A 13,698-nucleotide genomic window follows, 5' to 3' on the forward strand; every position below is an offset into this window, starting at 1 on the left:
GGGGTGAGGATCACGGGCGCCGGACCCGAGGCCCGATACGAGTGGAAGCCGTCATTCCACTCCTTTCGGGAGGTTTCTCCATGCGTCTGCGTCCCCTTCTCGGCGCGGCCGGTGCCGCGCTGCTCCTGCTCACCGGTGCCACCGCGGCGACCGCCACCGCGGCACCCGCCTCCCACGAGGCCGTGACGGTCGACACGGTGGGCCGGATCGCCGCCGACGGCACCGTCACCCTCTCCGGCACCTACCGCTGCCAGAGCTCCAGCGGCCCCGTCTTCGTCAGCTCCTCCGTGAGCCAGGGCGCATCCATCAGCCGCTACGGCATCGGCGGCACCCGGGCCGTGTGCGACGGCGCGGAGCACCGCTGGGTGAACACGGGCCGCCCCAGGCCCGGCGCCCTCGTGCCCGGCGCGGCCCGCGTCGAGGCCACCCTGGTGGAACTGCGCACCTTCAGCGGCCTGCCGCTGCCCCGCTTCCACGCGGTACAGGGACAGGCGGTCACCCTGACCCAGGGCTGAGTACAACGGTGAACGGACCGGTGAGCGGCCCGGGTTCGCGGGGGCGCCACCGGTTCGGTCCGATCCGGACCGGCGCGTGCGCTTCCGTCGGCAAGGCGTCTCTCGGCGTCAAGAGCCAAGCAGCATAAAGCAGTTGTTCATCCCGGAGCACCAGGGGTAGGTAAGCGGCCATGACTACCCTTGGTGCTGTCTTCCGGCCTCAGCTGCCCCCCGAGAAGCTGCGTGACATAGCCCGTACCGCCGAGGCGGCGGGGCTGGAGGAGCTGTGGTTCTGGGAGGACTGCTTCCTGGAGGGCGGGATCGCCACCGCGTCCGCCGCGCTCGCCTGGACCGAACGGCTGCGGGTCGGCATCGGACTGTTGCCCGTCCCCTTGCGGAACGTCGCCCTCACCGCGATGGAGACCGCCACCCTGGACCGGCTCTTCCCGGGGCGCTTCACGCTGACCGTCGGGCACGGCGTGCAGGACTGGATGGGGCAGGTCGGTGCGCGGGCCGAGTCGCCGGTCACGCTGTTGCGTGAGTACCTCGACGCGCTCCGGGCGCTGCTGCGCGGCGAGCGCGTCACCACGGACGGTCGGTACGTGAAACTGGACGACGTCGGCCTCGACTGGCCCCCGCCCACCGCTCCCGAGGTGCTCGCCGGCGTCACCGGCCCCCGCTCGCTGCGCCTGTCCGGCGAGGTGGCCGACGGCACGCTGCTCAGTGAGGTCACCCCGCCGGACGGCGTGCGAAAGGCCCGTCGGCTCATCGACGAGGGCCGCGCGGCGGCCGGCCGCACCGGCTCCCATCGCGTGGTCGTCTATCTGCTCACCGCCACCGGGCCGGACGCCGCCGCCCGCCTGCAGGCCGAGCGCACCACCTCCGGCACGGACAAGATCCCCGACCTGGGAGTCGCCGGCGACGCCAATGCGGTGGCCGAGGCCGTGCAACGCCTGGTCGCCGCCGGTGCCGACACCGTCGTCCTCGAACCCACCGGCGATGAGCCGGACCCCGAGGGCTTCGTCCGCTTCGTGGCCGAGGACGTCCGCCCCCTCGTCCCCTGACCCCGCGAAGAGGGGCGCCGTGTGCGCTACTCCTGCGCGTGCCGGATGGCGTCCAGCACGATGTGCGCCACGTGGTCGTCGGTGAGGGTGTACCGCGTCTCGCGGGCCTGACGCCGGGCGGTGACGATCCGGGAGGTCCGCAGTACCCGCAGATGCTGGGAGACCAGCGGCTGGCTCACCCCCAGGGCCGTCACCAGCTCATGGACGTACTTCCCGCCGGCGGACAGCTCCCGCACGATGCCCAGCCGTACGGGCGAGGCCAGCGCGCGCAGCAGCTCGCTGGCCGACTGCAGGGTCTGGTCCGGATCGTCCGTCGGGGGAGAGGGCGTCGTTGTCATATGCACACATTAGCATATGACAACGATTTCCAATCCGCCTCGGCGATCACCGGGGCGGGACCGTCAGTGGTCGTCCCAGTGTCCCTCGTGGGCGGCGTGACGGTGGCCGTCGTGCACGTAGTCGGTGTGGTCGCCGTGCCGCACGGCCAGATGGCCGCAGTCGTCACCGTGCTGGTGGTCGTGATCCTGGTGTGTCGCGTGGCCGCCGTTCGCGCATTCGTCGACATGGTCCCCGTGCATCCGGTGGATGTGGCCGTCGTGGGCGTAGTCCGTGTGGTCGCCGTGTGTGAAGGCGACGTGGCCGCAGTCGTCGCCGTGGGCGTGGGCGTGGTCCTCGTGGGTGATGTGCTGGGCGGTGGTCATGGGGGTGGCTCCTCGCGTGTGACTCGTGCTGCCCGCGGCGCTTCGGCCGGGGCTGTCATGGCGACATTAATATATAGCGATTCCTGCATGCATTGTCCGGACGCCTGGCGCCGCCCGCCGGCCGGGGGCGGCGCAGGGGTGGCGCCCGGGTCAGCGCACCGCGACGACCACGCAGCTGTCGCCGTACTGCCAGACCGGGCCCGCCGTGGCGAAGCCCGCCTGCCGCAACAGCTCCAGATGGGCGGAGAGGGGGAGTTCGGCAGGGCGGCCGGTGTCCTGAGGTGCCTCGCGGCGACGGCGCTCGGCGAGCAGATCCGTCAACTCGGGGTCATCGGCGACGGCGTCCCACCAGGAACCCCAGTCCTCGTGCGCGAACACCCGCTGCCGGTCGGCCCGGCACCGCCCGACATGGGTGGCGATCCCGGCCGGGCCCGTGTCGTCCTGGGGGAGATGGTCGCCGTTGACGAGGACACCGCCGGGCCGCAGCAGTGCGGCGAGCTGCCGGTAGGTGCGCAGCAGGGTGTCGCGGTCGAGGTAGTGCAGGGCCGTCGTGGAGACGGCCGCGTCCAGGGGCCGGTCCAGGTCCAGGGCCCAGGTCCAGCCGGGTGCGCCGACCTCGGCGTCGACGTAGCGGGCCGCGTCCGGGTGGTGGGTGCGGCCGAGCTCCAGCAGCAGGGGATCGCGGTCCACGGCCACGATCTCCGCGTCCGGCAGCCGCCGCACCAGCCGGGCCGCCAGGGAGCCGGGACCGCAGCCCAGGTCGACGACCAGGGGCCGGGAGGCGTGCCCGGCCGTGACGTGCTCGACCACGTCGGCGATCACCGTGAACCGCTCCTCGCGGTCGACCGCGTACCGCTGCTGCTGGAGTTCCCAGCGCTCCACCCATCGCTGTGCCGTTGCCAGACTCAGCCCCATCCGGTCGCGCCACCTTGCCGTCTCGCACCTGATTCTTTCCGGCCCGAGCCTACAGGTGGAAACGGTTCCCATTATGCCCAGTTGGCGGAGTCACTGGAGTGAGGCGAGGACGGACAGCAGCCGGTCGATCTCCTCAACGGTGTTGTACACATGCAGACTCACCCGAACCGAACCGGTCTTCTCGCCCGCGTCGCCCTGGCAGTGGTTGTCCGAGCGGACCATGAAACCGTGGCTGAACAGGATGAAGCCCAGGTCGCCCGAGTCGATGGCACGGTGCCGCAGGGTGACGATGCCCTGGCGCCGCTGCACGGCCGAGTCGGCGGCCAGGCTCAGCGGGCAGCCGAGGATCTCGTAGGCGTCCAGATGGCGCAGCCCCTCGGTGAGCCGGGCCGCCAGGGCGACCGTCCAGCGCTCGACGCGCTCCATGCCGGCGGCGTCCAGCCAGTCCAGGGCCGCTTCGAGCGAGGCGATGCCCACGGTGTTCGGAGTGCCGCTCCACCCGCCCGGCGTGAACGCCGGGCCGCGTGCCTGCCGGGCCCACACCGCCCCCGTGCCGGGCAGCGCCAGCGCCTTGTGCCCGGAGAAGACGACGAAGTCGACGTCCAACTCGGCCACGGACACCGGCAGATGCCCGACGCTCTGCGCCGCGTCCAGACAGATGACCGCGTCCGGGCCGACCGCCCGGCGGATGCGCTGCACGTTCATGTCGCCGCCGTAGACGTGGTGCACATGGGTGGCGGCGACGAACCGGGTGCGCGGCCCGGCCCGTTCGGCGAGCGCGCGGTGGTCGTAGTCGCCGGAACCGCTCTGGTACGGCATCGGCAGCACCCGGACGTGCACGCCCTCGCGGGCCAGCAGCCGCTGGGCCTCCCGCCAGGGCGCGATGTTGGCCTGGTGGTCGGCGTCCGGTACGACGATCTCGTCGCCGTCGCGCAGGAACCCCGGCAGCCAGTCGCGGGCGATCGTGTGCAGCCCCTCGGTCGTGCCGCTGGTGAAGTGGACCGCGGAGCGCTCGGGTCGGTCGTCCCCGAGGAACCGGGCGACGCGCTCGCGGGTGCGCTCGACCAGCTCCGTGGTCCGGTTGGCCCAGGTGTAGGTGCCGCGCGCCGCGTTGGCGTTGCTGGTGGTGAGGTACGTCTGCGCGGCGTCCAGGACGGCCTGCGGTTTCTGGGTCGTCGCCGCGCTGTCCAGGTACGCCAGCTCCGGGTGCCCGGTGACGATGGGGAACTGGGCGCGCAGCGCCTGCTGCCACTGGCGCAGATCGTCGCGGATCGTGGGTGCGGTCATGGCGGTCAGTCCCGCACCAGGGGCGCGCCCGCGTCCCGCCAGGCGATGATGCCGCCGGCCAGACTGCGTACGTCGGGATGGCCCATCCGGGTCAGCAGCGCCGCGTACCGGGCGGACTGCTCGCCCACCGGGCACGCCAGCAGCACCGGCCGGCTCCGGCTGAACGGCACTCCGCCCTGGAGGAGTTCGGCGAACAGCTCGTCGACGATGTTGACCGACCCGTCGATGTGCAGCGCCGCGTACGCGTAGGGGCTGCGCAGATCGACCACGAGCGGCCCCTCGGAGTCGATCCACCGCCGGGCCTCGGCGACCGTGACCGACGGCGCCCCGCCGACCTCGGCGTCGGTCAGGTCGGCCGGCGAGTTCTTCCGGGGCGGCCGGCCCAGCAGGTCCGGCCGCCGCTGCCGGACGTAGCTCAGATAGCTCTCCACGCGGTCGCAGACGATGAACACCGCTGTCCGGCGCTCGGTCAACTCCTCGTCGACGGCGCGCAGATGACGGACTGCTCCGTGGTAGGCGGCGCCGCCGGTGGGCCCGCCCAGGATGCCGCAGCGGCGGTTCAGGGTCAGCATCCCCTCGATCGCCTCGTCGGCGCTCACCGACTCCATCGTGTCGTACGTCTCCGGGTCGAACAGGCCGACCTCCTGCACCTCGTCGATGGTGCGGATCCCGGGGATGAAGTCGGACTTGGCCGCGACCAGCCCGACCACCCGCACCGAGGGATCCTCCTCCCGCAGCGCGCGGGCCACGCCCGTGGAGGAACCGGCCGTGCCCACACAGGCGACGAACCAGTCCGGCACCCGGCCGTCCAGGTCCTTGACGATCTCCGGGCCGGTGCCGGTGAGGTGCGCCTCGGTGTTGCGCGGGTTGTAGTACTGGTCCGTGTGGAGATAGGTGCTGCCGGAGGCGGACAGTGTGCGGTGGAAGAGGGTCAGCGGGTCGTCCGTCGCGGTCGGGTCCAGACACTCGCTCTGCCCCGGCAGCTCCTCGATCTGCGCGCCGAGCAGCAGCAGGAGGTCCTTGATCTCCGGCACCCGCATCCGGTTGGTGACGCTCTTGAAGCCCAGGCCGTGCATGCCCGCGACGACCGCCAGTGCCTTCGCCGTGTTGCCGCTGGACAACTCCACGACCTGGCTGCCGTGTTCGACCGCCTCGGCCAGCAGCGGGCGCGCCATGTTCCAGGCCGCCCGGTCCTTCACCGAGCCGAAGGGGTTGAGCATCTCCAGCTTCGCGAACAGGTCGATGTTGCGCAGGCCGTGCACAGCCGGGTCGATCCGTACCAGCGGGGTGTTGCCTATCGCATCGGTGATGCTGTCGTACCTCACTGAGCTCCCCCTGAGGGCGTGATCGGCCAGAACTGGTCGTCGAGGCACCAGCGCCAGGCGTCGCCGTCCTGCCAGGCGGCGACCTTGCGGGCGACGGGCTGGTGCTGGGCGCGGGTGGCGTGGAAGTCCATGGCGTAACCGGCGGTGTTGGCGAAGGCCAGCAGGTCGCCGGGGACGGGACGGCGCGGCAGGAAGACCGTACGCCGGGTGATCAGATCGGTCTCCAGGCACAGGCCGCCGAAGAGGTGGACGGCGACGGGCCCTTCGCCCGGCCCGGCTCCGCTTCCGGGGATGACGACCGGGTCCACCAGCACTCCGTGGTCCTCCAGGGCGATGTCGTCCGCCTTCGCGGCCAGCCGTACCAGCAGTGCGCCGCCCGCCTCCTGGGAACGGACCTCCAGCACCTTCGCCAGCGTCAGCCCGCACTGGTCCAGCAGCGCCCGCCCGGGCTCGCTGTGCAGGTCGTACAGGTGCTCCAGCAGCAGCGCGGCCAGCGGACGGCCGCCCAGGGAGGCGGCGGGCTGGGCCAGCAGCTCGTCCAGATAGGCCGCACCGGCGACGGACCGGTGGGCGGGGTAGAGGCCGAGCACGCCGCGCAGGGTGCCGGACTCGCCCCGCAGCCCGTAGCCGTGCCCGCCCCAGGTCAGCGGCGGACGGCGGCCCAGGACGGCGGCCGTGAGCGCGGTCGTGTACGCCTCCCACTGCTCCCGCTCGGCGAGGTAACTGACGCCGAACCCGCCCCCGACGTCCACGGCCCGGGGCCGCAGCCCCCGGCTCCGGCACGCCTCCAGGGCCGCCAAGGCCCCTTCGAGGGCGGTCGCCTTCTCCGCGACGCTCGTGGTGTCCAGGTGATAGGCCACCCCCGTCAGCTCGACGGCGTCGCCGTGCCGCTCGACCGCCTCCAGCAGGGGATCCAACTCCCGTACGGGCGTGCCGAACCGGCTGCGCCGGCTCAGCACCTTCACCCCCGACGTCTCGAACCCCGACAGCCGCAGCAGCACCCGCACCGGGGCCAGCGCGTGCTTGCGCACCAGTGCGGCGAGCTGGTCCAGCTCACCTGCTCCGTCGACGCTGACCGTGACGCCCGTGAGGGCCGCGAGCCACAGGAACTCGGGGTTCTTCGGACCCGTCGCCGTGATCCGATCGGCGGTGAAACCCGCCCCCAGCGCGTGCTGCAACTCGCCCAGCGACGCGACGTCCACGCCCGCGTCCGTGGCGGCGAGCCGGCGCAGCAGCGCGCTGGACCGGTTCGCCTTGTGGGCGTAGTAGACCTGGCCGGACAGGTGGTGCCTGCGGTACACGGACCGGAACCGCTCCAGGTTCTCGGCGATCTGGTCCGGCACCACGACGTGCAGCGGTGAGCCGAGCGCGTCGGTGAGCGAGCGCAGCGTCCCGGTCGCCGCCAGGAGCGACCTGAGCCGTGGTTCCAGCCGCGGTTCGAGATACAAGGGCCGGCCACCCATGCGCGCTCCCTCCCTTGAAGCCGCTGCACCCGGCATCCGGGCACCTCGGACACTCCCCGCGTTTCGCCGTATAGCCCATATCCATTCTTCGGTCGCTTTACGCCCTGTAAGACCCAGGCCTGTCCTCGCGCCGGTGTGAAGCGGATCACGGTCCGGCTGCGCGGCGCGCGACCGGCGCGGGGTCGCGGCATCCGTCGTTCGGCCGAGCCTTCGCAGGTCGGGCCGGGGTGTCGTGGCCGTTCGGCCGAGGCGGCGGCCCTCAGCCACGACGCAGAGTGGGGTGCGGACCGCCGCCCCCGGCAACGGGGGGCAGGGCCGCACGGGTTCGCGTGCCGGAACGGGAGAAGTGAGCATGGTCGTACGGGTGGTCGTCGTCGACGACCAGGACATGGTGCGCTCGGGATTCGCCGCGCTGCTGTCCGCGCAGAGCGACATCGACGTCGTGGGGGAGGCGCCCGACGGCCGGCGCGGGGTGGAGGTCTGCCGCAGCACCCACCCCGACGTGGTGTTGATGGACATCCGGATGCCGGAGATGGACGGTCTCGAGGCGGCCCGGCGGCTGCTCGACCCGCCGCCGGGCGTGACACACCGGCCCAAGGTGCTCATGCTGACCACCTTCGACCTCGACGACTACGTCTACGAGACCCTCCAGGCCGGCGCCAGCGGCTTCCTGCTCAAGGACGCCCCGGTCGCCGAACTCGTCCAGGCCGTCCGGGTGATCGCGGCCGGTGACGCCCTGCTCGCCCCGTCCGTCACCCGCCGCCTCATCGAGGACATGGCCCGGCGCCGCCCCCAGGCCGGTCGGCAGGCCCGGCTGCGGCTGAACGGCCTCACACCCCGGGAGACGGAGGTCCTGAGGCTGGTCGCGCGGGGCCTGTCCAACACGGAGATCGCCGGGACGCTGGTGGTGGCCGAGCAGACGGTCAAGACCCACATGACCCGGCTGATCGCCAAGCTGGGTGTCCGGGACCGGGCCCAACTGGTGGTCCTCGCCTACGAGTCGGGGTTGGTCGTGCCCGGATCGACCGGCTGAGTCCGCAGGCCCCGGGCGAGGGGTCATACCCAGGTGCCACACCGCGGTTGGCACCCGGGTGTGATGTGCGGCCGACGTCCCGCGCCCTACCGTCACCGCGCCCTGACCACGGACCGGTACGCACGGAGCGCCCACATGCACCAGCCCCTCGACATCGACCACGTCGTCCGCCTCTACCGCACCTACGCCGACGATCTCGACCGGGTCCGCGAGGAACAGCGCGCACTGCTCGCACCGCCCCACGCGATGAAGGCCCAACTCGACGACCTCGAGGCGGAGATCACCTATCTGCTGCTGCGCGAGGCCCGGCCGCAGACGGTCGTGGAGATCGGCACGTTCCACGGCTGGTCGACCACCTGGATCCTGCGCGCGCTGCGCGACAACGGCACGGGCCATCTGTACTCGTACGACGTGGTCGATCACGTCCTGCGCGAGGTGCCCGGCCAACTCGCCGAGGGACGCTGGACGTTCACCCAGGGGGACGTGCGGGAGAACCTGGAGAAGGTCCCCGACACGGCGGACTTCCTGTTCATCGACGCCGCGCACTCCGCGCGCTTCGCCCGCTGGTACGTCCGGCAGCTGCTGCCGCTCATGCGGCCCGGCATACCCGTGTGCGTCCACGACGTGTTCCACGGTCGCCGGGCACTGCCGTTCACCGAGGGGGCGGTGGTGCTGCGCTGGCTCGCCGAGCGGGGGAACCGGTACTTCACGGCGTCCCGGGCGCACGCGCCCGAGATCCACCACCGGCTGAACGACGCCAAGCGGCGCCTCGGCCTCGGGCATCCCGTCAAGGACAGCAGGGACAACCCCATGATCTTCTTCAGCCTGTCCTGAAGCCGTCCCTGACCTTGTCGAAGACGGGGCGGTAGGTGTCCCACTGCTCCTCGGGCGCCGAGAGGTAGATGTCGTACTCGCGCCCGCCCTCGCGCCCGTAGCCGAGGTCGATGGCGCGGAACGGGCGGGCCCGGCCCTGGAAGGTGAACTCCCAGATGGCGGCGGGCTGTTCGCGGAAGGTCGTGCGCTGCATGCGGATCCGGCGGTAGGTCGGGTAGTTGACCTTGGTGTTCGCCTCGATCTCGGCGAAGTGGTCGGCGGGGTTCGGGCCTGCGGGGTCGACCGTGCCGATGGTGATGCCGGCCAGGCCGGAGGGGGTGGCGTAGGTGACCTGTTCCGCTGTGCGGTTGCGGGGCGTCCAGTCGTCCGGGATGGGGAAGGAGACGCCGAGCTTTGCCTCGTGGACGCGGTGGTAGCCCTTGGGGGTGGGGGCGGGGCGGCTTGTGTCGTTGTCCGGTTTGTCGGTGTGGTTCGGGGCTGTTGTGTAAATGGTGGTGCCCACGGCCAGGGTGGCTGTCAGCGCCGCGGCGACAGTGGTCATGCGGCGTCGGCGGGTGCGGGTGGTTCGTGGCTGGTCGCGCCCCGCGGCGGAGCCGCCTGTCGACACAGCCCGCGCCCCTGGGGCGTCGTTCACCACTGCCCTGAGGGAACGTTCTGTCTCCTCCGCGGACGGGCGGACCTCCGGGTCCCTGGCCAGGAGGCACTCTATGAGGGGGCCCAGCGGGCCGGACCGGCGAGGTGGGTCCAAGGGGTCCGTGGCTATCGCGTAGGCCGTTTCCATCGCCGTCGCGCGGCGGAACGGGGGGCGGCCCTCCAGCGTCTGGTACAGCGTCGCGCCCAGGGCCCACAGGTCCGATGCCGGGCCGGGGGTGAGGCCCCTGACGCGTTCCGGGGCCATGTAGTCGATGGAGCCGACCATCTCGCCGGTCCTGGTCAGCGTCGACGAACCGGCCGTCATGGCGATGCCGAAGTCGGTGAGGACGACCCGGTCGCCCTCGCCGAGGAGGACGTTGCCGGGCTTGACGTCGCGGTGCAGCACGCCGGCGGCGTGCGCGGCGCGCAGGGCGCCCACCATGGCCAGGCCGACGCGGGCCGCCTCGTGGGGCGGGAGGGTCCGGCCGTCCTGGAGGAGGTCGCCGAGCGTGTGGCCGGGGACGTACTCCATGACGACACAGGGGCGGCCGTCGTCCTCCACGACGTCGTGCACGACGATCACGTTGGGATGCGTGACGCGCGCGGCGCTGCGGGCCTCACGGCGCATGCGCTCGTACAGCGTGCCGAGCTCGTCGGCGGACAGGTGCGGCCGCTCGTGCAGCTGCTTCAGGGCGACCCGGCGTCCCAGCAGCTCGTCGTCGGCGCGCCACACCGTGCCCATGCCGCCCCGGCCGATCCGCTCGGCGAGCCGATAGCGCCCGGCGACGAGTCGCCCTTCGTCCGACACCGTGTGTCCTCCGCCACCTTGTCCGTCTTGGGCGCCTTGATGCGCCCTGGTCACCATAACCGCCGCCCCCGGACCGACCCCTGCCGGGAGTGAGGCGGATCACGGCCCCGGTCGTCGGGAGGGGTCCCGGCGGGGGCTTCCTACGCTGGCGTCCCGCGCCGCCGCAGGGCGGACGGGGCGGAGTGGACCGGCGACGTCGCGGGTGGTTTCACCGGTGGGGAAGGTGCGTGAGCCCGTGCTCGACCGCACGCAGGACACGGCGACGGGCGTGGGCAGCGCCCTGCTCCGGCAGGGGCAGCGGATCAACTCGGCGCTCGTCGTGGACCGCCGGCTGGGGGAGGGCGCCTTCGCCGAGGTCTACCGGGTGCGGCACCACATCCTCGGCTGGCAGGCCCTGAAGCTGTTCAAGCACGTGGCCTCGCTGGAGGCCACGTCCCGGATGCTCGACGAGGCCCGGATCCTGTCCACCCTGGGCCACCCCAACATCATCCGGGTGTTCGACGCCGGCACCGTGCAGACCTCCGAGGGCGTGCGCGGCTACATCACCATGGAGTACGTGGCGGGCGGCAGCCTGGAGCGGCTGATGGAGTCCCACTCGGGCGTCGTGCCCGTCGGCGAGGTGACCGCCGTGCTCCGGCAGGCCGCCGAGGGACTCGCCGTGGCCCACGAGCGGCCGCACCCCATCGTCCACCGCGACCTGTCCCTGGCCAACGTGCTCATCACCTACGACGAGACCGGGCTGCGCGTGAAGGTCAGCGACTTCGGCCTGGCCAAGGAGACCGACCCGGGCACCATGGCGGCCAGCGCCCAGGGCACCGTCGCCTACATGCCGCCCGAGGTGCTGCGCCGCGGCAAGGGCTACGGGTGCCCGGGGGACGTCTGGGCGCTGGGCACCATCGTGTACTTCCTGCTCACCGGGCACTTCCCGTACGACGGCGGCGACCCGGTGCAGTCCTTCTCCCTGGAGCGGTTCACCCGGCCGTTGCAGCCGCCCCGCGCCTTCAACGACGACGTGGGACCCGAGCTGGACCGGCTGGTCACCGACATGCTGCGGATCGACCCGGCCGAGCGGCCCGCCACCGCCCGTGCCGTCGCCGACCGCGCGGCCGGCCTGCGTCCGGCGCCCGGCCCCGAAGCCGCCGGTACGGCCGGTACGGCCGAGCCGGCCGAGACCGCCGACGCACTGGTCCGGGAGGCCACCGCGCTCTCCCGGGTGCCCGGCAGGCTCGGCGAGGCCGCCGACTTGCTGGAGGAGACCATCAGCCGCTACCCGCTGCTGCGGGAGCGGCATCTGACACGGCTCATGACCTGGCGCCGGGGGGTGATCATGTGACCACGCCGGTGAGGGAGTTCGACCGTTTCGAGGAACTGGCGGGCACACAGCTGTACCGCAGGAACGTCTTCGCCGTCACCGGCCTGCCCACCCGCGCGAGCGGACCGGCCGTGCGGCGGCAGCGGCAGAAGCTGGAGGCGCGGCTGGCCGTCGAGGACAGCTGGCCCGGAGCCCCGGAAGTGGCCCCGCCCGGCGGTTACGGCAAGGACGAGGTACGGGCCGCCTTCGAGGGCCTCCAGGACCCGCGCCGGCGCATGGTCGACGAGCTGCTGTGGCTGTGGGGCACCCCGGACTCCGGCTGCGACTGCGACCCGGACGTGCACGAATGGCACGACGCCGCCGTGCTGCTGCACGCCCGGGTGCTGGAGGCGGAGACCGGGCGGTCGCGGCTGCCCGTCGAGCAGCGGGCGTCCATGTGGGAGAACGTGGTGTCCGCCTGGGGCCACCTGCTGGCGGACGGGGCGCTGCGCCAGCACGTCCGGCACCGGATCCGGGCGCTCGGGGACCCCCGGCTCGACGAGGACGCGGCCGACGACCTCCTGGCCCGGCTGCCGCGGCTGCTCGTGTCCCCCTTCCCTCAGCTCTTCGCCGACCAGGCCACCGCGAACCGCCTGACGTTCGTCTGCTCGGCCTGGACCGGGTTCCCGCCCTTCGCAGGCCTGTTCTCCGAGCTGTTCGAGCGCGCGGTGGAAGAGGCGTACGAGAAGATCCACGGCGACCTGCTGACGGCGGAGCGGGAGCGCGAGGCCGCCCACTACCGCGAGGCGTTCCTGCTCCTGCGCGACCGGGTCGTGCCCGGCTTCGAGGACATGGCGCCGCTCAGACCGTTCGTCTCCGACTGGCGCTACGACGAGATCGCCCACGTCGTCGCCGTCGGGCTGAACAACCTCGCGGTGGAACTCCTCGGCATCTCCGTGCACCGCCCGCCGAGCGCCTCCCGGCGCGAGGAGATGATCTGGCTCGCGGAGAAGGCGTACGAGATCGGCCCGGACCGCGACTCGGACGGGCTGAAGGAGAACTGGGAGACGATCTACGACCACCTCACGGGCACCGGCGGCCGCCCCGCGCGGGCCAGGCGGCGGTTCCCCTGGTTCGGGTTCCTGCTGGTGCTCGCCGTCATCGGCGGCTCGCTCTCCGCCCTGATCCAGGTCTACGGCATCATCCCCGTGCTCATCATCGGGCTCGGCGGCATCGGCGTACTCGGCTACTTCGTCCAGATGGTGGTGGCCTTCGCCGACGCCGCACGCAGCGTACGGAGGAGAAAATGACCATCCCCTCACGCCGGGGCGGCCGGTCCGGCCGTGGCAGCCGGGTGCGCGCCGCCCTCGGCCAGTTGCGGCACCCGCCCGAGTTCCGCGTCCCGCCGCCGTTCCTCGACACCGGCCAGGCCGACTGGGTCGCGGACGTGCTCGCCGACGTCGGGACGGCCACGCAGGAACCCGCTCCGGACGGCGCGGACGCCGGCACGCTGCTCGCCGCCGCCACCGGCATCTGGCGCGCCCAGCGCAAGCTGAACCAGCGCGCCGGCGAACTGTCGGCCGCGGACCTCAGGCAGGTGCGCCGCTACATCCAGGCCGGCCGGCAGGCACTCGCCGACGGCGGACTGGAGATCCAGGAACACGACGGCGCGCCCTTCGACCCCGGCCAGTCCCTCGAAGTCCTCGCCTTCCAGGACGAACCCGGCCTGACCCACGAGGTGGTGCTGGAGACCCTCCGGCCCAGCGTCTACTACCGCGGCGAGCGGATCCAGATGGGGCAGGTCGTCGTCGGCCGGCCCGCACCCGGCATGTGAACGACCAAGGAGACGA

At 72.5% G+C, this 13,698-nt stretch carries 14 protein-coding genes; 7 read left to right on the forward strand and 7 right to left on the reverse strand.

Annotation, left to right across the window (positions count from 1 at the left end):
* Window positions 1-80: 80 nt before the first annotated feature.
* Window positions 81-515, forward strand: a complete 435-nt coding sequence (locus PV963_RS34550) for a DUF6299 family protein (protein WP_274820388.1) — start codon at window positions 81-83, stop codon at window positions 513-515.
* A 170-nt stretch (window positions 516-685) separates the two neighbouring features.
* On the forward strand, window positions 686-1,558 hold the full coding sequence (locus tag PV963_RS34555; RefSeq protein WP_274820389.1) for an LLM class flavin-dependent oxidoreductase: 873 nt from the start codon (window positions 686-688) through the stop codon (window positions 1,556-1,558).
* A gap of 26 nt (window positions 1,559-1,584) precedes the next feature.
* On the opposite strand, the gene PV963_RS34560 is transcribed toward PV963_RS34555, so the two are convergent.
* The 6 genes from PV963_RS34560 to PV963_RS34585 form a co-directional block, all read right to left on the reverse strand.
* Window positions 1,585-1,896 carry an ArsR/SmtB family transcription factor gene (locus tag PV963_RS34560; RefSeq protein WP_274820390.1) on the reverse strand — a complete coding sequence of 104 codons (312 nt, stop codon included), beginning with the start codon at window positions 1,894-1,896 and terminating at the stop codon, window positions 1,585-1,587.
* A gap of 63 nt (window positions 1,897-1,959) precedes the next feature.
* On the reverse strand, window positions 1,960-2,259 hold the full coding sequence (locus tag PV963_RS34565) for a hypothetical protein (RefSeq protein ID WP_274820391.1): 300 nt from the start codon (window positions 2,257-2,259) through the stop codon (window positions 1,960-1,962).
* Between the two features lie 150 nt (window positions 2,260-2,409).
* Entirely contained in the window at window positions 2,410-3,174 is a 765-nt protein-coding gene (locus PV963_RS34570; protein ID WP_274820392.1) for a class I SAM-dependent methyltransferase, read from the reverse strand.
* A gap of 90 nt (window positions 3,175-3,264) precedes the next feature.
* A complete protein-coding gene (locus tag PV963_RS34575; RefSeq protein ID WP_274820393.1) occupies window positions 3,265-4,461 on the reverse strand; it encodes an aminotransferase class V-fold PLP-dependent enzyme in 1,197 nt (398 codons plus the stop codon).
* 5 nt (window positions 4,462-4,466) lie between these two features.
* Window positions 4,467-5,786 carry a pyridoxal-phosphate dependent enzyme gene (locus tag PV963_RS34580; protein WP_274820394.1) on the reverse strand — a complete coding sequence of 440 codons (1,320 nt, stop codon included), beginning with the start codon at window positions 5,784-5,786 and terminating at the stop codon, window positions 4,467-4,469.
* Window positions 5,783-7,249: a Y4yA family PLP-dependent enzyme gene (locus tag PV963_RS34585; RefSeq protein WP_274820395.1), complete on the reverse strand. Its 1,467-nt coding sequence runs from the start codon at window positions 7,247-7,249 to the stop codon at window positions 5,783-5,785. Before PV963_RS34585 ends, PV963_RS34580 begins: the two co-directional genes overlap by 4 nt.
* 352 nt (window positions 7,250-7,601) lie before the next feature.
* Between PV963_RS34585 and PV963_RS34590 the strand changes: the two genes are divergently transcribed.
* Both PV963_RS34590 and PV963_RS34595 read left to right on the forward strand, forming a co-directional pair.
* Complete coding sequence (locus PV963_RS34590; protein ID WP_274820396.1) at window positions 7,602-8,282, forward strand: response regulator; 681 nt, start codon at window positions 7,602-7,604, stop codon at window positions 8,280-8,282.
* 135 nt (window positions 8,283-8,417) lie between these two features.
* Window positions 8,418-9,116 (forward strand): class I SAM-dependent methyltransferase, encoded by a 699-nt coding sequence (locus PV963_RS34595; RefSeq protein WP_274820397.1) that lies wholly within the window; start codon window positions 8,418-8,420, stop codon window positions 9,114-9,116.
* Here the strand turns inward: PV963_RS34595 and PV963_RS34600 are convergent.
* Window positions 9,103-10,557: a serine/threonine-protein kinase gene (locus tag PV963_RS34600; RefSeq protein ID WP_274820398.1), complete on the reverse strand. Its 1,455-nt coding sequence runs from the start codon at window positions 10,555-10,557 to the stop codon at window positions 9,103-9,105. The genes PV963_RS34595 and PV963_RS34600 overlap by 14 nt on opposite strands.
* Before the next feature lie 235 nt (window positions 10,558-10,792).
* On the opposite strand from PV963_RS34600, the gene PV963_RS34605 reads away from it, so the two are divergent.
* The 3 genes from PV963_RS34605 to PV963_RS34615 are packed head-to-tail and all read left to right on the forward strand — an operon-like array spanning window position 10,793 to window position 13,682.
* Window positions 10,793-11,890, forward strand: coding sequence for a serine/threonine-protein kinase (locus tag PV963_RS34605; RefSeq protein ID WP_274820399.1), 1,098 nt, complete (start codon window positions 10,793-10,795; stop codon window positions 11,888-11,890).
* Complete coding sequence (locus tag PV963_RS34610; RefSeq protein ID WP_274820400.1) at window positions 11,887-13,158, forward strand: hypothetical protein; 1,272 nt, start codon at window positions 11,887-11,889, stop codon at window positions 13,156-13,158. The genes PV963_RS34605 and PV963_RS34610 overlap by 4 nt, the downstream gene beginning before the upstream one ends.
* Complete coding sequence (locus tag PV963_RS34615) at window positions 13,155-13,682, forward strand: hypothetical protein (protein WP_274820401.1); 528 nt, start codon at window positions 13,155-13,157, stop codon at window positions 13,680-13,682. The genes PV963_RS34610 and PV963_RS34615 overlap by 4 nt, the downstream gene beginning before the upstream one ends.
* The last annotated feature ends 16 nt before the right edge of the window (window positions 13,683-13,698 follow it).

Origin of the sequence: Streptomyces coeruleorubidus (genome assembly GCF_028885415.1) — a bacterium.
Classification (GTDB): domain Bacteria; phylum Actinomycetota; class Actinomycetes; order Streptomycetales; family Streptomycetaceae; genus Streptomyces; species Streptomyces coeruleorubidus_A.